Genomic DNA, 19,819 nt, shown 5'->3' on the forward strand with positions numbered 1-19,819 from the left:
GCGGGAATAGATATGACATCAAATATAGATTTAGTGATTAATTTCACCTACGTAATAGCCGCCGGTTTGTTCATTTATGGCCTGAAGCTGCTAGGTCACCCATCGAGTGCCCGTAAAGGTAATCTTGTTTCAGCGGTAGCTATGCTAATCGCAATAGTGGTGACTTTATTAGACAACAATATCATTAATTTTCAGTGGATTGCTATCGCTATGTTAGCAGGCTCAGTGGTGGGCTTTTTCGCTGCACGCTTGATTGCCATGACCGACATGCCTGAAATGGTGTCCTTGTTAAATGGCGTTGGTGGCCTCGCGAGTGTATTCGTCGCGTGGGCGACCATTCAAAGTGGTGCAGGTCTAACGGCATTTATTTTAGTGGTAACCTTTTTAGCGCTTCTTATTGGTGGTGTAACATTTTCAGGCAGTATTGTCGCCTGGGCTAAGTTGAGTGAACGTATTACCGGCCGAGCCGTGACGTTTAGCGGTCAAGCTGTTGTTAACGGCATTATTGTTTTAGCGATTATTGCCACGGGATATGCGTTTGTCGCACAGCCTGATTTGGCATTAACATCTACTGAAGTACTGTATATAGCGCTTGGTTTATCTTTGCTGTTCGGCATCATGTTGGTGTTACCGATTGGCGGTGCGGATATGCCAGTGGTTATCTCATTACTTAACAGTTACTCAGGTTTAGCTGCTTGTGCTGCTGGTTTTGCATTGCAGAACAATATTTTGATTGTGGCCGGTTCACTGGTTGGCGCCAGCGGGATCATATTGACCAACATTATGTGTAAGGCAATGAACCGCTCGTTAAGTAATGTGTTGTTCTCTGGTTTTATGGCTGTACATAAAACAGATATGGTCATAGAGGGTGAAGTGAAACCTTTATCTGCTGATGATGCCTTCTACGTTTTAGAAGCCGCACAATCGGTAGTGGTGATCCCTGGGTATGGTATGGCAGTCGCGCAAGCACAGCATGTAATGAAGGAATTGCAACTACAGCTTGAAGAAAACGGTTGTGAAGTGGCTTACGCTATCCACCCTGTTGCTGGCCGTATGCCTGGTCACATGAACGTCTTGCTTGCAGAAGCGGACGTGTCCTACGAACACTTGTTTGAAATGGACGAAATTAATAAGCGTATTGAAAACTTTGACGTAGCCATGGTAATTGGCGCAAATGACGTGGTTAACCCAGCAGCACGTGAAATGAAAGGCAGTCCAATTTACGGTATGCCGGTCATTAATGCTGATTTAGCCAAAAATGTTTTCGTACTCAAGCGCGGTATGGCATCTGGCTTTGCTGGGATTGATAACCCATTGTTCTTTAAACCGAATACTCGAATGATTTTTGGCGACGCCAAAGAAACCTTAGGCACCATTGTTCGACAGTTTAACGATTAATTAGACTTTGTAAGCAAACTACTTTCACTTGCTTTAAGCCCTCATATTGATGAGGGCTTTTTTATGTGAGCTGACGTTATTTATTTTGCTGATTAGCCAATTTTTCACGATAGGACATGCAGCCTTCGTACGTTTCCTTGAAATGCCAGCGTTGGATCTTTTTATCCATGTCGGTAATAATGGTCAGTTGACATTCTACGTTCACTTGTACGGGTTGCATCATTGTTTTTGCAGTAAGGGGATCTTGTCCCTCTAAACCAGTGGCAGGCTGTGCCTCAGTTATTAAGCCAACGTGTTCACGTGATATTTGATAAAAGTAGCTAATCTCACTATTAGCGGCCTCAATTTCTGCTGGAAAGCCGATCACCGGAAATACGCTATTAATGTTTTTATCTTTATAGGAGGCAAGTCCATCATCTAGGCTGGGTAGACTCGCGCAACTTGTCAATAGTAGTGGGGTAAGGAAAAGCGACAGTAATTTATGCATATTTAACTTATATAAAGGACTAACAACTCAAACACAGACACATTTATCGCGCTCAAGTTCAGGACGCTATTTGTATTTGCTTTAGTGTAGCTGTCTTACGACTGCCAATAGAAGAATTATTCAGTTAATTATGATAGTAATAACGCATATATTTAGATATTGAGCTAGGAAATGGCACATCAAGATAACGAACATTCTGAGCATTCAGGTCCGTCTGCACATCATCACGGGCACAGTCACGGGCCTCATGGCCATCATCATCACATAGACCCGTCCTCATCGCGGATTGGCTGGGCTTTTTTTCTGAATGTCACTTTTACGATAATTGAGTTTATTGGCGGCTGGTTGACCAATAGTACGGCTATTATGGCCGATGCAGTGCATGACTTAGGCGATAGCCTATCCATTGGTACGGCTTGGTTTCTCAATCGCGCGGGCAATAAAAAAGCAACAGAGCGTTTCACCTATGGGTTTAAACGTTTGTCATTGTTGGCCGCCATGCTCAATGGGATTGTGTTGGTGTGTGGTTCTATTTGGGTATTAATTGTTAGTGTGCCTCGCCTGTTTGCGCCAGAAATGCCTCACACAGAAGGCATGTTCTTACTCGCGTTGCTTGGGGTCTCAGTGAATGGTTTTGCTGCTTATAAACTAAGTGCCGGTAACACACTCAACGAGCGGGTGCTTAACTGGCATTTAATTGAGGACGTATTGGGCTGGGTAGCCGTGTTGATAGTATCTGTGGTGCTGATGTTTGTGAATCTGCCTATTTTAGATCCCTTGTTATCAATCGCTTTTACCTTGTTCATTTTATATAACGTGGTGCGCAATATTCAACTGACGCTGGGTTTATTTTTACAAGGAGTGCCTGATGGGGATACGCAAAGTAATATTAAGCAAAAATTGAATGGCATCGAACATGTGGCGGATATACATCACTTACATTTTTGGTCACTGGATGGCGAGCAACATGTATTGACGGCGCATTTGGTGCTTACGCAAGTGCTCATGCCTGAGCAACTACTGGCAATAAAATGTGAAGTGGCGGAATGCTTAAATGAATATAAGTTAGCCCACACCACCATTGAATTTGAATTCCCAGAAGAAGCTTGCCGAGATGCGTAAGCTTCCTCTAGGGAGTGACGTTAATTATCAGTAAAGTGATAAGGTCCGGTCCAACTGTATGACGTGCCGTCTATTGCCAATTGGTGCTGTTTTGAGGACGACGCATTTCTATTCGCTAATATAAACACGCTCATATGTCCTTTTATGTCCTTAATTGTAATCGCTGTATAATCTGCATCGTCGTGTACGATTTTTAACTGTGCAATGTTGCTGTCAGAATTAACCGACAACTCTGAAACCGGACTATAACTTCCATGGGGTTCAATGACAGACGCAAATGTGGTGTTGTCACTGTCTTTCCTACGAATCATCAAAGCGGCGTCCCTGCGTAAATTAAACTGGGGATCATGCGCACCCAAGCGAGTCAGTAACAATTCGTCGGACTTGTCTGTCGCTGAGGTTAAGGTGTAATACTTACCGTTGCCCAGCCATGAAAACTGCGTATTGTCGGTTGCAGGTGTGCCTTTACCCTCTACATACAAATGTTGATAGCCATTTTTATTCCCTAATGGGGTCAAGGTCGCAGGGGAGTCATAGGCAAAATTTTCGCTCAGTACTTGGCCCATAAAATAGAAGGGGAAGTCATACTGATTTTTTGTGGCGGAGTTTACTTTCATTATGTCTAATAGAAACGGCTTTTCAAAACCCGTCGCTTTTATGACTGCCATAGTGCGATGCATCTGCGTACCAGGGTAGGCATTGGTTTCTGTGGCGCTGACGACCTGAACATCTTTATTCTTATCTTCATAAAAATACAACTGTGAATGATGTTTGCTCGCAGTCTCATAGTCCCCGTCAAAATGCATCATTTCATTCTGTGAAAGGGTGTTGTGGGCGATGGTTGTTTTAGCCCAAGTTTTATTTTCTTTTAAATAGTTTCCACCGCCTTTTTGGCCAATGTTAACAAAGCGGGCAAGTCCATAATCCTGAACTATTTCATCACCTTTTTCGTACAAAGAAAAAGACAGTTTGTCATAGTGACCATGGCTCAGCCCTTGGGCGGCATATTTAAACACTAAGGTTAAATCTTCATTGCCATAGCGCAGCACACCGACGCCGCCTTGTTCGCCATCTTGACCGTCTGTGAGGTTGATCGAATTCTTCACAAATGGTTGAGCTTTGCCATCACGGATCCCAATAGCAACCGCCAAACCAGATTGATCTAACAACACCTCATTTTGCTTTTGGGCGATACTGAGTAAATGTGGGTTTTGACTACCGTATTGATAGGCTATGTCAACGGCTGTGACTAATGCAGGAGTATAATAGGACATGCCTTTTTGACCATCATTCAATGGAAAGAACTCACCATCAGCATCGGTTAAATTAAGCAATGCATCTACGCCTTTAAGTAGTACATTGTCTTTGTGGGAAAACACCTGCATTTCAGGCTTAACATTGTGCATTGCCAAGCCAAAAATCAAAAACGGATACATGGCATAGCGTTGATAATAAGGCCCTTCAGTATAATAACCATCAGGTGAAAAAGGTTCCTCCAGATTGGCTAAAAATCCTGCCTTTTGGCCTTCTACCTTGATGATACCGCCATCATTGTCTCTGCCACCTAATGCAAGGCCATCATCTTCGATACCGTATAAAGCTCTTTGCAGTAGTTCTTCGTCGTTCATCACAAGGGCAATCATGCCCACGGCTGCGTTGCCCCAGGTACTGTGGTTGTGCACGCGATTATAGAATTGCGGATTACCAATGGAAATAAAATCAGCAAAGGGACGAAATAAGTTATTCTCTAATTTTTCACGCTCTTGCGCCGAAAGCGTATCGTATATGGCGTCGTAGGCTTGGCTCATGTAAACCAACCAGTTGCTGTCATTTAAGCATTGCCAGAATAATTTTCCTCGTGCGTAAGAGCGCTCTTGAGGATGAACGGGCAAGTCTTGATACATAGCTTCATATTGGAACAGCATATCTCGAATGTATTTGGCGTATTTGTCGTCTTGCAGTATTTGATAAAGTGCACCGGCTTTTTGGGCAGTCAAAAAGTTCAGCTTGTGTCTTTGGTGGGTATAACCACCTGAAAAGTCTTTTGGCAGTGGGGTATCAATGCCAAGTGCAATTTCAGCATCGACTTCTTTTTGCACGCTTTGTAGCGAGGCATCGAATAACGGCACTTTTCCCAAGTTTTTTCTGACTTGCTCTACACCCGCTTTGGTCATAATCAGGTTTGGATGTTCCTGAGACTGAGCTGCTAACGGTATGTTCAATGTCGCTGCTACTACTAAAAGAGCAGTGATTTTCATTTTTTTCATCGCCATTTTCTCCGATTTATCACGCTTGTAGGGGACTATTGTTAGATGAGTGTCGTCCCATTCTGTGACGCTGTGTACAAGGTGAAATTACATTACACCTTGTAAAGATTGAAACTGTTTTATTGGCAAGTTGTTAACAAGATGATGGTGAATTTAACCGATTGGTAGGTTAGGTGTCAATTAATTGTTATACCAATTAGTTAACCATTAGCGGTGGAATTACATGCCAATTTCAAGGTTAGAATATCGCATGCTAGTAAAATGTTTTTTAGCCGTTTCACTTAAGACGGTTCGGCACACGCATATATCCCAATGTTGGTGATGGTAAGTTACTCAATCCCATGGTCTTATCTTGCTCTAACGTTTTTATTTATCCTTTCGCTACGGGATTATTTCAAAGACGCTGAATAGCTATATCTCTTTACATGACAACCTTTTAGATAAGGAGCAAGGGATCATTATTTTTTGCGAAGGGGCGTCCTTATTGCTGATATTGTTAAGCAATAATTTGGTGGCTTCTTTACCAATTTCATATGGGTTCTGGGTTATGACTGTGATAGGCACTTTAAAAAAGTCAGCCATAGGGATGTCGTCAAAACCTAATAAGGATACGTCATCGGGTATAGATATATTTTCTTCGTTTAATACAGTTAACAACTCAGTGGTAATTGCCAGGTGTTGGGTAAAAAATGCGGTCGGCGGGTTAACCGTTTGAAGAATGTTCGTCGGGGGTTGTTGAAAGCCAGATTTACGCTGCCAGTATTGGATTAACTGTTGCTCAATAGGAATTTGATAATGGTTCAAGGCATCGGTATACCCTAGATAACGGTCCATTCTGGATTTAACATTTTTGAAATTTTGGGTCATAAAACAAATACGCTGATGGCCTAACTTAATCAAATACTCAGTCGCTTCGAAAGCAGCTTTTCGATAATCTGACACAATTATATTTTTTTCATTACCATCATGTTCAAGTTGAAAATGTACAATAGGCAGACCTCTCTCTATATATTTAGCAATGAGAGCGGTATTTTTACCCGACGATGCGATGATAATGCCGTCAACACGCAATTGGTATAATGCCTCTAACGATCTTGCTTCGATCTCAGGGTCAACGTCGGTATTGTATATTAATACGTTGTAATCACTTGTCTTGCAGTAGTCGTCGATCCCTCTTATTGTGCGGCTCGTATAGTAGCCGGTAATATCTCTAACGATGACCCCAATCGTTTTGGTTTTATCCATTTTAAGGCTGCGGGCAATAGGGTTCGGTACATAGTCTAATTCGCTCACCGCTAGCTTTATACGTTCTTTGGTCTTTTCAGACATGTAATCAAAGCGGCCGTTTAGGTACTGAGAAACGGTACTTTTTGAAACTCCAGCTAGCTCAGCAACGTCAATCAACTTTATTTTTGGCATGTACACACTTCTATAAAATAGCGAAATACCTGAATATTGACATTCTGCATTAGTATGCTAAATTCTTCAACTAAACCGATTTAGTAAATCGATTTTGTTATTTGGTTTATCAACAACCTTGATAACCGAACAAGAGGTAAAAAAGTGCAAATCTCGAATATTGAATACCTAGTGATCGTTGGCTACCTGATATTGATTATTGTCGTTGGCATTGTTTTCAAAAAATTCTCGTCTAATACAGATGACTATTTTAAGGGTGGAAGCAAAGGTACATGGTGGCTTGTTGGAAGCAGTGCTTTCATGAGCGCTTTTAGTGCATGGACCTTTACGGGGGCTGCTGGCATCGCTTACGAATCTGGTTTTTCTGCGATGTTTATCTTTTTTGGCAATGTGCTTGGTTTTTTCGTGAATTTTTTGTTTATGGGGCCTTGGTTGCGTCAAATGAGAGTGACGACATTTCCTGAAGCAATTGCCGGTCGTTTCGGTGAAACAACACGGGATTTTTACGCCTATTATGAGGTGCCAATACGTATTTTATATTCCGCGATGGCACTGTACGGCTTGGGCATTTTTTGCTCTGCCGTGTTCGGATATGATATCAACTACGTGATTATTGTTTGCGGCATTGTGGTGCTTTTTTATTCCGCTACCGGTGGACGTTGGGCCGTGATGGCGACGGATTTTTTACAAGGCCTCATTCTCGTGCCTTTAACCCTGTTAGTCGCTTGGCTCTGCCTAGACGCACTTGGTGGAATCGATAACTTATTTCTGAAAATTGAACAGCAAGGGTTAAGCGAAGAATATAGCATGGTTAATTCCGCTACCTTATTTGGCGGGGCTTATACCTGGGGCTGGGCCAGCGCCATGATGGCAAAACAATTTATCGTCTTTAATTCCATGAATGCAGCCCCGCGTTACTTTTCTGTTAAAGACGGACGTGAAGCTCGCAAAGCCGCACTGCTTTGCTCCGTACTCATGTTGGCGGGTAGCTTCATCTGGTTCTTACCACCTATTACTGCACGACTCTTATATCCTGAGCTGGTGATGGCGTTTGATATCGCTAAGCCAGCGGAAGCGAGTTATGCGGTTGCCAGTATTAGCCTGTTACCTGTTGGGTTGATCGGATTGATTGTGGTGGCCATTTTGGCGGCCACTATGAGTTCGATGGATACAGGTCTCAATACGAACGTGGCTATTCTGATCAAAGACATATACCCCAAAGTTTCTCGTATGTTTCGTTGGAAGCCCAAAGTTGAAAGCGAATTATTGAACTATGGACGTATTTTAACCTGGGTCATGGGCTTCTTGATTGTGTTGTTGGCGCTTTATTTTGCCCAACAAGACGGCTCAGGAATATTCGAAATCATGTTGCAAGTGGGAACGCTGTTATCGATGCCGATTACGATCCCGCTGCTGCTAGGCATGTTTATTCGGCAAACACCCTGGTGGTCTGCGCTGCTTTCTATTGGCTGTGCCCTTATTTTTTCTAGCTTGGCATTTTTCGAGATCCCATTAAGTTACTTAGGTTTTTCTCAAGAGGTCAGCGATGGTTTTGAATGGAATTTTCAACAGCAGTTTTTTGGTGTCTTGGGTACTGGGGTATTTGGTTTTTTAATATCGACGCTTTTTGCGCCAAGCCAAAATTCAGCTCATCGACAAATGGTTGACAAGTTCTTTAGCAATATGAAAACGCCGATCGACTTTGAAAAAGAAATCGGAGAGGGCAATGACGCCAGTCAATTGACGGCCATTGGACGCTTTGGTGTCGCTGTCGCGGGGTTCGTGGCGCTGATGCTTATTATCCCCAATCCGTTTGAAGGCCGGATGGTCATACTGGTGCTCGCGGTAATAATAGGAGCAATCAGCGTGTTTATGCTCAAAGCAGGTAAAAAGTCTGCTGCCGCAAGTCAATCAGCGACATAACAAACGAATTGATTGTGCGAATTTACTAGCGTTTTGCTCGACATATCATCTTTGAACACAGGAATGAACAATGAATTATTTACTTATTAACGACCAGCTTGATGTGCTTAAATCAGAGCTTAAAACCTCGCGTAAGGAACATTTGACTCGACTGATAGAGCAATGTCGTTTGTATGAAAATGAAGTGCTCTCGAAAGTGCATCCTCACACCAGTATTACCTATATGGGTATGGCTGCAGCAAACTTAAGCTTGGCTTATCTGCTTACAGAGCAGGAGCATTATCTTGCAGAAGCAAAGCGCTGGATTTTTACCGCTGTGGACTACGACGTATGGGGTTATGGATTTCTTGTGGATGTGGATCTCAGTGCATCCTGGATGTTATATGGTTTGGGGTTATCGTATGACTGGCTTAAAGATTATTTATCAGAAGACGAGCGCAATAAGTTTCTAAATAAGCTGATCCTTCAAGGTAATAAAATATTCAATTATGGCCAAGAAAACTTAGGGCATTGTTGGTCTACTAACTATTGGCAAAACCATAACTGGATCAACTATTCAGGTTTGTTGACCACTGCTTATGCCATTCGTGCAGAACACCAAGGCGCTCAAGTATGGATTGATGAGATAAAAGATAACTTTGAAAAAGTATTTGAATATCTACCTGAGGATGGCTCCAATTATGAAGGTACCGGTTATTGGCGTTACGCTATCAACTTCTTCCTCAGTGCCGCTGACTATATTCGCCAAGATGGGGGACCTGATTATTTCCAAGCTGGATTTTTAAAGAATTCATTCGATTACCGTATTTATCAGTCAGCACCAAACTGGGAAGAGAATATTAACTTTGCCGATGTGCATGACAGACGAAGTTCTCATTCAATCTCTGCGTATTATAAAATTGCCGCTGAGTACTCAAATGGTCAAGCGCAATGGTTGGGTGAGTTGGTCCGCAGCAAGTTTCTGTTTAGAGAGGCCAGTGAAAGTAAAATCTTCCCAGGTATCTTACCTGAAGCGTTTCTAGAATTGATTTGGTATAAACCTGAAGTAGAGCCTCAGTCTCCTGAAAACCTGCCATTAACTAAGTATTTCCCTGACCTTGGGCTTGTCGTCATGCGTTCAAGTTGGGAAACTGATGCCACCCACCTTTCCTTTAAATCAAGCCCTGCTGGTGGTCACAAACAATGGAAACTCAGCTGGGAGTTAGATAAAAAAAATGATTGGAAAACTCGCAGCCTGACCCACTATCACGTCGATTTTAATCACTTTATATTGATACATAACGGCGCGTCATTAGCAATTGATGACGGTTACAACCGAACCTCTAAAGCTGAAGTACATAATTTGATTACGGTCGATGGTACGGGGTGTGTGGGGGAAAAAATATGGCAAGAAGGTGATTTGAGCGATCCTGAGCGCTTTGATTTAAATTGCAAAGGTATTCACAACGTTTGGCGAGATGTACCTGAGGATGCGATTGCACAAGTAGAGGCTTTCTCTACTGAAAATGGGTATACCTACGTGGTTGGCGAATCGAGTCGAATGTATTATCCCGAGATGGCGTTAACGCGCAATGCTCGGCACATCATCAATAGCGAATGTGGTTACTTTATATTCCTTGATGAGCTGGAAAGTAAGCTCGAACATACATATACCTGGCGCATGCACTCTGAAAAATATGCAAATCAAGTAGCCGAAAATCAGTTTGAAATTGTTAATGGTAAGGGCGCATTGAATGTATTTACTGTGTTTCCAGAGGCCCGTAGCACAAACGTAGATGAAACATTGGTTGAAGAGATAATGACACCACAACGCCCTGACGATATTCGGCGTATCAGTTTGAAAACATTATTGATTGAAAATCCTGAGAAAAGCCACAACGCTTATTTCTTAAATGTATTACAACCTAAAGACGCACTGCAAGATGCCCTGAGTCAGGATATTACTGTTCAATCACTCCAAGGGGACAATTGTATTGGGGTCGAGATTAAGTCAAAAAATCACATAGAAGTGTTTCTCTTTTCCAATGACAACAACATTGTATATGACGACATTCAATCTAAATCGAAATGGATTTCTATTCTAAAAGATAAATTGGGTAACACACTGAAAACCACTCAATACGATGGGGTTATGTAGGACTCGTGCAGATAAATAGCAGGTGACCTGCTGAATCAATAGGTCATTTTTGTTGATGATTACCGGTTGATTAGACTGTCTAGTCGTCGTGAATGTTATTGGGAAAGAATTGAAATGTTAGATAAATTTAGTTTAAAAGGTAAGGTTGCTTTAGTCACAGGTTGTAAGCGTGGTATTGGAAAAGGTATTGCGCTGGGACTTGCTGCTGCTGGCGCGGATATAATCGGTGTTTCCGCTAGCTTGGAATTAACCGGCTCTGAAATTGAAAAAGAAGTGCATGCCCTAGGACGAAATTTTAAAGGCTATCAATGTGACTTTTCTGATAGAAAAGCGCTGTATTCATTTATTGAAAAGGTTAAAGCTGATTTTGCCCAAATTGATATTTTAGTCAATAACGCGGGCACTATATTACGCGCCCCTGCTGCCCAGCATGGAGATGAACTGTGGGATAAGGTCATTGATGTTAATTTAAACTCTCAGTTCATTCTGAGCCGTGAAATTGGCAAGGAAATGGTCGCTCGCGGTGCTGGAAAAATTATATTCACCGCATCCTTACTGACGTTTCAAGGTGGAGTCACTGTGCCTGGTTACGCCGCCAGCAAGGGAGCAATTGGACAGCTGGTCATGGCCTTGTCAAATGAGTGGGCGGGAAAAGGTGTCAATGTCAATGCCATTGCACCTGGATATGTAGATACCGACAATACCGAAGCTTTGCGAAATGATGCAGAGCGATCCGCGGCTATTCTCGGGCGGATACCGCAGGGTCGCTGGGGTGATCCAGATGATTTTAAAGGCCCCGCTGTATTCTTAGCTTCTGAAGCTGCGAGCTATGTTAACGGTACGATATTAGTGGTTGATGGTGGGTGGATGGGAAGATAGCCATCTAGGCATCATACCGGCGCTAGAGTAGCGGATGAACAAAGGCTGTTCCTGAACAGATGAGCAAGCATTGCTTGTATTATAGCGGTTGGCGTTGTGTCTATTTACTGTTGTAAACAGCCAACGGCTATATGCCTAGAAACGCCATATATTTTAAAGTCATATAGCAGCCTCGACCGTTACTTGTCACATTTTTCTGTACTCATTAACGCGTTAAGGAAGCCGTTTTTTGATCAATTTCAATAGATACATTCAGCGGAACTTGGCCCTGGCTTGGCCTTTGGCTGTTAATGCCTTATTAGTTCAGTCGATGTTAATGATTGATACGTTTTTGGTTGCACCACTGGGTGAACTGCCCGTTGCCGCCATGGGGATCGCCACGACCATAGTGGCATTTGTATTGGGTATTGAGATTGCCATTGGCAATGGTATTCAATTGCTCGTTGGCAGGGCGTTTGGCTGTAATAATCAAGCTGAACTTGCGATCGCCTATTGGTCTGGGCTATTAATCAATATTTCAACATCATTCGTTTTTCTGTTTATCCTGGCTTTTTTTGGCAGTGAACTGGTGGCCCTCATTACCGATGATCCCGCATTAGCGAAGTTGGCTGACACATATATATCAATTACCAAATACATCGTTTTAATTACCGCTTACACCCAGGTGTGCAGTGCTTTTTGCAATGGCAGTGGCAAAACGAAAGTCCCCTTAAAAGGCTTTATGATTGAACTACCAGTCAATGCTTTATTAAGCTATTTACTGATAAACGGGTTTTCTACATATGAGGGGCTCGGTGTTGAAGGAGCTGCTTGGGGGAGTTTACTGGCGGTATTTTTGCGAGCTGCGTTTTTATATTTCGCACTAAAGAGAGACGATACAGTCGACTTAAGATACCCTAAAAACAGACGATTCTGGGCGGAAATCCCTCCTCAATATGCCGAAATTTATCCCATTGCGGCTAATTTTTTTGTTCTCTCCATCGGTGCTACTGTCTACCAACTATTATTTGCCCAACTTGAGCTGTTCTCATTCGTTGCCATCACTTTAATCTTTCCTTGGATCCGTGCCGGTACGCAATTTCCTAACGCTTGGGCCCAGGCATCGGGCATTAGTATTAGTCAGGCGCTTGGTCAAAGGCAGGCTGGGGAGTTAAAGTTATTTATTGCTAGCTGTACGCATGTGGGAACCTTGTTGTCGGTAATTATTGCCGGGTTCTTCTTTATACTCAGTCAATGTCTGCAATTTATCTACCCTGATATTGAACAGGATACCCAGACGGCATTAATGATCATCGCACCACTGTATATTGTTCTGCCTATTATTCGTGCTTACAACACAGTTGCGGGAAATATTTTACGGGCGCTTGGCGATAGCAATTTGGTACTCAAAATTCACTTTTTTACCCAGTGGCTTATATCTCTGCCAATCTGCGCGCTTTTGGTCTTACAGTTCGACGTTTCTATTTTTTGGGCATTCGCCATGATACCAATTGAAGAATTACTCAAAACATTACCCTTCCACCACTTTAAGTGGCGCTACATCAACCGGCTAGCTCTAGAGTAATCATTGCTAATGTCTGATTTGATAATGTTTTACTAAGCCATATATACCGAGAAATCATCAAGACCACGTCACAAGCCAGAGGTTTGTAATAAGGCGGTATTAATACCTGCCCATTTATTTGAGAGTAATTAGGGATAGCGATTAGATAAAGGTGTTGCTCATTTAAAACAGTCTTTTTAATAGAAGTATCGCTGATAATTTTTAATCAGTTGTGGGCGATTTTTGTTAGATCCAGGATAAGCTGGGCAGCTCATATAGGTTAATAGAAAAATTCAAGAGTGGGACTGCAAGTCGCAATGTTCATTTATGTTGCTTGTTAAGAAGCAGAAATAATTAACCCCAGCGCTAGGCTGGGGTTAATAAGTTATTGCTTTATTACACACTTTGAAAAACGTGAACTTTCAACCAAAGTCATTAGAAGCGGTAAGTAGCACCTGCAGTAATACGGCGGTCTGTTAGGCCTTGGTAACACAACAGGGCACCTTCATTAATACAAGACTGCTCAACTTCAGACTCAGTGATGTTGACTGCTTCAATACCAATGTTCAACTGATCATTTACATCGTAATTGATGCTGGCATTAAGCTGTCCTCGGTCTTCTTGCACCACTGGGAAGCCCCAAGGAAGGCTTGAAGTACTGCCAAAGTCTGTTGAGCGGTACGCTTCACGCCATGTGTAACGCATACGAGCTGAAACACCATACTTTTCGTAGTAAAGCGTAAAGTTATAAGCATTTTCAGATAGGTCAAGTAAGCCTTGTACAGCGGTTACGTTTATATCATCAACCCCCGTAGACAGTGCAAATACTGTGTTTGCACGACTCGTTGCGCCATTAACCGCTTCGCCACCCGAGAACTCTTGAATGGTATAGTTAGCAATAATACCGAAACCAGATGCCCAGCCTAAATCATCTTCAAAGCTCGCTAAGTCATATTGAAGGGCAAATTCAATCCCTTTCTGAGTGGTTTCCCCTGAATCATTGATTTGCGTAGTGGTCGGTACACAAACACCAACGCCTACTTCAGGACCAAATACGTTTACATCCGCGATAGGGTTGAAAATACCGCCGCCTTCACACGGGTCGGTTATATCACGATAGCCAGTGACTGAATCTTCAAACGGGTTCGATTGTTGTTGTACGAACAGGTCAGTACGTTTTTTATGGAAAAAACCAACACTAAGTACGCTTGCTTCAGAAAAATACCACTCAGCTGATAAATCGAATGAGGTTACTTCTTCAGGCTGTAAACCAGGGTTACCGATTGATACTGCCGGGTTAGGGCTAGTAGAAAAGGTAACAGAAGTAGACAGCTCATTAAAATCAGGACGACGAATGTCTTTACCCCAACCCGCGCGCACAACAACATCATCGTGCACATCAGCGACTAAGTTAATTCGAGGTAATACAAAGTTATAATCGCCCTTTGTTGTGACTTGTGACACTAATTGATTTCCATCACCATCTTCAGTAATTGAGTTACCGGTTGATGTTACGTCAGTTTGAAGGTAACGAAGACCGAAGTTACCGCGAAACATACCATGCTCAAAATTAGCTTGTGCATATAAAGCGTGGGTTTTTTCTTCGATATCAAAGAAACCAGCCGAACTTGATGTAGGAGCATCAATTGAAACTGAGCCACCGTGCTGATCAATTGCATTTTGCAAAATAGCTAATGCACCATCTGGGTCAGAGGCAACGCGTTCTGCATCAAGAACTAAGAAGTCACGCACATACAACTCTCTACCATCGGCATCGTTAAAGTTGTCAGGGCCGGCAACAAGAAGCTCAGAGAAAAGATCGCCTGAGGGGCTATCAGCGATATCTCGCAAACCCACGTTTGAGCTAATTTCATCGAGCAGACTAGTTACTTTGCTGTAACGATAACCCACATCGACTGAGGTGATTATGCTATCTATATAGTAAGTAAAATCCGTACGGAAAGCATCTTCGCCATTTTCAGACTTATTTCGACCGATATTAACATCACGTAATACAACGTTAGCAGGGTCAAGTAGTTGCTCTGCAGTGGGCGCTGTCGCATCACCTGTTGGAATACCAAAGGCTAATGCACCGCCAGTGAGGTCATATATGAAAGGCGTTCCATTCTCATTTGAATCATAAAGCTCAACCCAATCAGGATTATCCGCATTGGCTGCATTTAATTCAGCATTTGCTAATAAGGTCGCTGAATCAAGAGGCGAATTAGGGTTGATAAAGTTAAGTGTAGTGTTAAAGCTTGGGGTGGTAGTATCAGAACTCGATGATGCTAGTTCTACACTGAATTTAAGATTTTCACCTGTCCATTCACCGCCTAATCTGTATATTTCGCTTTTGGTAATACGAGAGTTGGTATCACCTGAAAAGCGTAAGTTACCATCTGATCCGTCAGCGTCAAGTGGAATAACACCCTGCGTTGCCGCTTGTATACTGCCTAGATTCACGCCATCTAAAGACCCGAAGTTAACGGTTTCAAAACCAGTTGGAGCGGCGAAGTCTTTAAGGCCGCTGATACCCGATGCTTGAATTCTTGAGCTTTCTTGTCTGCGCTCTTGGTCGTTAATCACAACGTCAAAGAAAAACTTGGTATTGTCATTGGGGGCGAATTCTAACGTACCGGCAAAGTTTTTGGTTTCGTATTCATAGTTATCGTAATCTTGAACGAAGAATTGAATAGGTAAATAATCGAATGATTGAGCGCTAGCAACACCGCTAGCAGAGGCTACTGAGTTATCACGGTCAGTTCGAGGACGAAATGCAGTTACATCTTGCTCAGAATAGCTGGCACTAAATACAGCACCAAACCTACCTGCGTCTAATTCCCAGTTGTCACCAAAGGTGCCTGATAATCTTGGGGTAAATGTGCTATCAGTTGAAAGGCTACTATTCTCACCTTGTACTCTTATTGAAGCCAACGTTTCGTCTAGTTGAAGCGGGCGGATAGTTCTTAAATTTACAGTACCACCTACAGAGCCTTCAATGGTTTTCGCTGAAGGTGCTTTGGTGACTTCAACGGCAGAGATAATGGCTGCTGAGACATCTTCAAAATTAATCCCGCTTCGACCTGAACCCGAGCCCACAGTAGACACGCCATTGATTTCGGTGCGGTTCGCGTTTGTACCACGGATTTGAACACCGGTACCTACACCTGCTGTTCTGGTAATTTGAACGCCAGTTACGTTCTCAAGCACCTCAGCCAGGTTTTGATCAGGCAGCTTACCAATATCTTCTGACTGAATGACCTCAACCAGATTATTAGCTGAGCGTTTTTCCGCTAATGCATTGGTAAGAGAGCTTCGTATACCAGATACAGATATAACTTCAACATCTTGATCTGCTTCCGGTTGATTTTCTTGAGCAAGAACCGAGGAAGCGAAATTCAGCGAAGTAGCTGATAGTACCGCTAAGGTTATTCTAGATAGTTTGTGCGCCATTTTGTGTCTCCGTGGGCAGCGTTTAAAGGGACTAAATAAAACCCCCTCACACCACTTCGTTAATTTTTAGTTTTTGCACCTTGCAACATCAAGATTACATAAGGCCTGCAAAACGCTAACAAGGTTGTTACAAAAATATTCCAAAAATACAAATTGGTCAACCTTTGCGTCATTATAAATAAGTTGTTTAATGTTATTTTGGTTATACCACTTACCTGTCGTAAAGTTACCAAAACGATTTATATGATTTTTTATTGTTATTTATCAACAGTTTGATGTTGGTTGCTTTGCATTGTTAAAGGTGAAGAGAGCTAAGTTTTAGTCAATATAAGATGATTTATTTTTTACTCATATTTGTTAGGCTGGACATCAATACAGAAATGGTCATAATGATTTCGTTAACAATTGAGCGGATGATGAAACTTATTGGTAATAGGGGTGCTGGCTCAAAGTGAGCCTCAACAGATACCATTAAGGCTAACTGCTTAGGCATAAAAGTGGAACCTAATGAAAATAGAACAACTGAATACCGCCTCTCTACGCAAACTAAAACCAGTCATTGATAAGCCTAAATATGCGTTAACCTCTGTTTCTTGCGGTGTTGTCCATTTTGGTACCGGCAATTTTCATCGCGCCCATCAAGCTGTGTATTGCGATACGTTACTGAATAAAGGCGAGACAAATTGGGGGATCACAGGTATCTCTTTGCGCTCGCCAGTCATGCGTGACAATCTCGCGCCGCAAAATTACTTATATACGTTGGCAATACTCGGTGAAACCACGAGCTACCGTGTTATTGGCGCTATTCAGAACCTGTTGGTTGGCCCCGAAGATCCTCAATCTGTTATCGATGTCGTGGCCCATGGGGGAACTCAGTTGGTCACGACGACGATAACCGAGAAGGGTTATTACTTAACTAGTGGTGGGATTGATCGAGCGCATCCAGACATGTTGGGGGATCTTGCGTCAATTAGCGTGCCTAAAACGATTTATGGTTATCTTGCTGCGGCACTGATTAAACGTAGTGATAATCAAGGCGACCCACTGACTATTCTGTGCTGCGACAACATGCACGGCGGCGGTGAGCATTTACAGCAAGGCGTGCAGATGCTATTGGAGCGTCATAGTCCAGATACGCTAAGGTGGGTTGAAAAGAACGTGGCTTTTAGCTCTTCTATGGTAGATAGAGTGACACCTGCGACCGACCAATACCTAAAAGATCAAGTGGCTGCTCAGCTTGGTGTATACGACGCAGCGCCTGTTGCAGCAGAGCCATTTACGCAGTGGATAATTGAAGACCGGTTTGCTGGAATTCGCCCTCCCTTTGAGCAAGCTGGGGCGCTCTTTGTCAACGATATTGCACCGTTCGAGCGAATTAAACTGCGCTTCCTAAATGCCGGACATTCCATACTGGCTGCGCTAGGTTATCTGGCTGGGGATCAGTTTATTCATGAAGCATTGCAACGGCCATGTCTTGCCCAATTTGCGGAACAGGCACTCAAACTCAACGTGATGCCGGTCACCCCCGTTCCTGAGGGGATCAGTAGCGAAGCCTATATCAATCAGGTACTCCAGCGCTTTAAAAATGGCAACTTACCTTATGGCGTATTACAGGTCGGCACAGATAGTTCGCAGAAAATTCAGCAACGCATACTGCCAACTATTGATGATGGGCTTAGCCATGGCGGGGATACATCCTATCTGGCTTTTGCACTTGGGGCTTGGGTCTGTTTCATACGTAAAGCGTTACAGAATGATGATCTCAATGACCCCTTGGCTGATGAATTCTCTCACTGTATATCAGCAAACAAGGGGGGGAGTGTAGCGGCATTTCTGACGTTGGCAGGCGCAAACAAGTTTCATTTTTTCAAGGATGTTCCTTTTATGGCCGCAGTGCAGATATATCACAGCAACATTAGTGAAATGGGCGTAGAGCAAGCAATAGATACTTTTTTTAATCCTTAAAATAGAGAAACGATTATGCGCGAATCTTGGAGATGGTTTGGACCAAACGATCCTGTAACCATAGATGAAATACGACAAACAGGTGCCACTGATGTAGTCAGCGCGCTACATTCGATACCGACTGGTGAAATCTGGACACAGCAGGCAATACGTCAACACCAGTTGTTGATAGAAGAATGTGAGCCTGGTCTTGCGCCCCTGACGTGGAGCGTTGTAGAAAGTATTCCCGTGCATGAAGACATTAAACTTGCGCGCCCTGGCCATGAAAAATATGTCGAAAACTGGATTGTGTCGATGGAAAATTTGGCCCAGTGTGGCATAAAAACTATCTGCTACAATTTTATGCCTGTCATCGATTGGACTCGCACCGATCTTAACTTCAAGCTGCCCAGTGGCGCCTATGCACTGCGTTTTGACCAGAAAAAATTTGCCGCTTTTGATCTCTTCATTCTTAAGCGCGAGCATGCGGAAGTCGAGTATAGCGCTGGGGAAATCGCCCAAGCGAAACTCGTTTTTGAGGCCATGTCGGAGGCTGAGCGTACAGTACTGACCAATAACATTATTGCTGGGCTGCCGGGTAAAATGACCGACAGCTACGGTCTGGACGATTTCCGCAGCATGTTAGCGAATTATAAGGATATGAACAGTGATGCCTTGCGTCAAAATCTGTTTGCGTTCTTATCAAAAGTGCTGCCGCGAGCGGAAGCCATGGATGTCAAACTGGCCATTCATCCTGACGATCCACCTCGGGATATGTTGGGTCTGCCACGGATCATCTGTACTGCTGATGATCTGAATACCTTGTTTCAAGCTCTGCCGAGTCCATCAAACGGGATCACCTTGTGTGTTGGAACCTATAGCAGTCGCCCAGACAACGACTTACCTGCCATGGCAAAGCAGTTCGGACCGCGTATTCATTTTTCACATCTTCGCGGCGTGAGCAGAGATCCCGATGAACAGCGCTCTTTTATAGAAGCCAGCCACCTTGATAGTGATATCGATATGGTTCAGGTGATAAAAGAATTATTGAACGAAGAATCAAGACGTACAGAAAAAGAAGCCGAGGGACAAAAAATCTTTATTCGTCCGGACCACGGGCATCAAATGATGGGCGATATCGGTAAAAGTGTTAACCCTGGCTACTCGGGTATCGGGCGAATGAAAGGCCTGGCTGAAGTGCGTGGTGTCATTCGTGCATTGTCCGCTCAAAAATAGTGGCGTCATCT

Annotated in this window: 12 protein-coding genes; 8 read left to right on the plus strand and 4 right to left on the minus strand. The window is 43.2% G+C overall.

Annotation, left to right across the window (positions count from 1 at the left end; all coding sequences use genetic code 11):
- Positions 1-12: 12 nt before the first annotated feature.
- A complete protein-coding gene (locus GPLA_RS20650) occupies positions 13-1,398 on the plus strand; it encodes an NAD(P)(+) transhydrogenase (Re/Si-specific) subunit beta (protein WP_007106958.1) in 1,386 nt (461 codons plus the stop codon).
- A 76-nt stretch (positions 1,399-1,474) separates the two neighbouring features.
- Here GPLA_RS20650 and GPLA_RS20655 read toward each other — a convergent pair whose 3' ends face one another.
- Positions 1,475-1,885, minus strand: a complete 411-nt coding sequence (locus GPLA_RS20655; RefSeq protein ID WP_007106959.1) for a hypothetical protein — start codon at positions 1,883-1,885, stop codon at positions 1,475-1,477.
- A gap of 171 nt (positions 1,886-2,056) precedes the next feature.
- On the opposite strand from GPLA_RS20655, the gene GPLA_RS20660 reads away from it, so the two are divergent.
- Positions 2,057-3,007: a cation diffusion facilitator family transporter gene (locus GPLA_RS20660; protein ID WP_007106960.1), complete on the plus strand. Its 951-nt coding sequence runs from the start codon at positions 2,057-2,059 to the stop codon at positions 3,005-3,007.
- 20 nt (positions 3,008-3,027) lie between these two features.
- Here the strand turns inward: GPLA_RS20660 and GPLA_RS20665 are convergent, their stop codons facing one another.
- On the minus strand, positions 3,028-5,274 hold the full coding sequence (locus tag GPLA_RS20665; protein WP_040515561.1) for a heparinase II/III domain-containing protein: 2,247 nt from the start codon (positions 5,272-5,274) through the stop codon (positions 3,028-3,030).
- 411 nt (positions 5,275-5,685) lie between these two features.
- Positions 5,686-6,693 carry a LacI family DNA-binding transcriptional regulator gene (locus GPLA_RS20670; protein ID WP_007106962.1) on the minus strand — a complete coding sequence of 336 codons (1,008 nt, stop codon included), beginning with the start codon at positions 6,691-6,693 and terminating at the stop codon, positions 5,686-5,688.
- Positions 6,694-6,837: 144 nt separating this feature from the next.
- Here GPLA_RS20670 and GPLA_RS20675 point away from each other — a divergent pair, with 144 nt between their 5' ends.
- The 4 genes from GPLA_RS20675 (at position 6,838) to GPLA_RS20690 (ending at position 13,196) form a co-directional block, all read left to right on the plus strand.
- A complete protein-coding gene (locus GPLA_RS20675; RefSeq protein WP_007106963.1) occupies positions 6,838-8,616 on the plus strand; it encodes a sodium:solute symporter family transporter in 1,779 nt (592 codons plus the stop codon).
- A gap of 70 nt (positions 8,617-8,686) precedes the next feature.
- Complete coding sequence (locus tag GPLA_RS20680; protein WP_007106964.1) at positions 8,687-10,753, plus strand: DUF4962 domain-containing protein; 2,067 nt, start codon at positions 8,687-8,689, stop codon at positions 10,751-10,753.
- Positions 10,754-10,867: 114 nt separating this feature from the next.
- Positions 10,868-11,632 carry a 2,5-didehydro-3-deoxy-L-galactonate 5-reductase gene (locus tag GPLA_RS20685; protein ID WP_007106965.1) on the plus strand — a complete coding sequence of 255 codons (765 nt, stop codon included), beginning with the start codon at positions 10,868-10,870 and terminating at the stop codon, positions 11,630-11,632.
- A 229-nt stretch (positions 11,633-11,861) separates the two neighbouring features.
- Complete coding sequence (locus tag GPLA_RS20690; protein ID WP_007106966.1) at positions 11,862-13,196, plus strand: MATE family efflux transporter; 1,335 nt, start codon at positions 11,862-11,864, stop codon at positions 13,194-13,196.
- A 414-nt stretch (positions 13,197-13,610) separates the two neighbouring features.
- Here the strand turns inward: GPLA_RS20690 and GPLA_RS20695 are convergent, their stop codons facing one another.
- Positions 13,611-16,628 carry a TonB-dependent receptor gene (locus GPLA_RS20695; RefSeq protein ID WP_007106967.1) on the minus strand — a complete coding sequence of 1,006 codons (3,018 nt, stop codon included), beginning with the start codon at positions 16,626-16,628 and terminating at the stop codon, positions 13,611-13,613.
- Positions 16,629-17,135: 507 nt separating this feature from the next.
- On the opposite strand from GPLA_RS20695, the gene GPLA_RS20700 reads away from it, so the two are divergent.
- Together GPLA_RS20700 and uxuA are read left to right on the plus strand one after the other, a co-directional pair.
- The gene (locus GPLA_RS20700) at positions 17,136-18,593 is read left to right on the plus strand and encodes a mannitol dehydrogenase family protein (RefSeq protein ID WP_007106970.1); all 1,458 of its coding nucleotides are present in this window, start codon (positions 17,136-17,138) and stop codon (positions 18,591-18,593) included.
- A gap of 15 nt (positions 18,594-18,608) precedes the next feature.
- A complete protein-coding gene (gene uxuA / locus GPLA_RS20705) occupies positions 18,609-19,808 on the plus strand; it encodes a mannonate dehydratase (RefSeq protein ID WP_040515564.1) in 1,200 nt (399 codons plus the stop codon).
- Positions 19,809-19,819: the final 11 nt, after the last annotated feature.

The organism is Paraglaciecola polaris LMG 21857 (assembly GCF_000315055.1).
GTDB lineage: Bacteria > Pseudomonadota > Gammaproteobacteria > Enterobacterales > Alteromonadaceae > Paraglaciecola > Paraglaciecola polaris.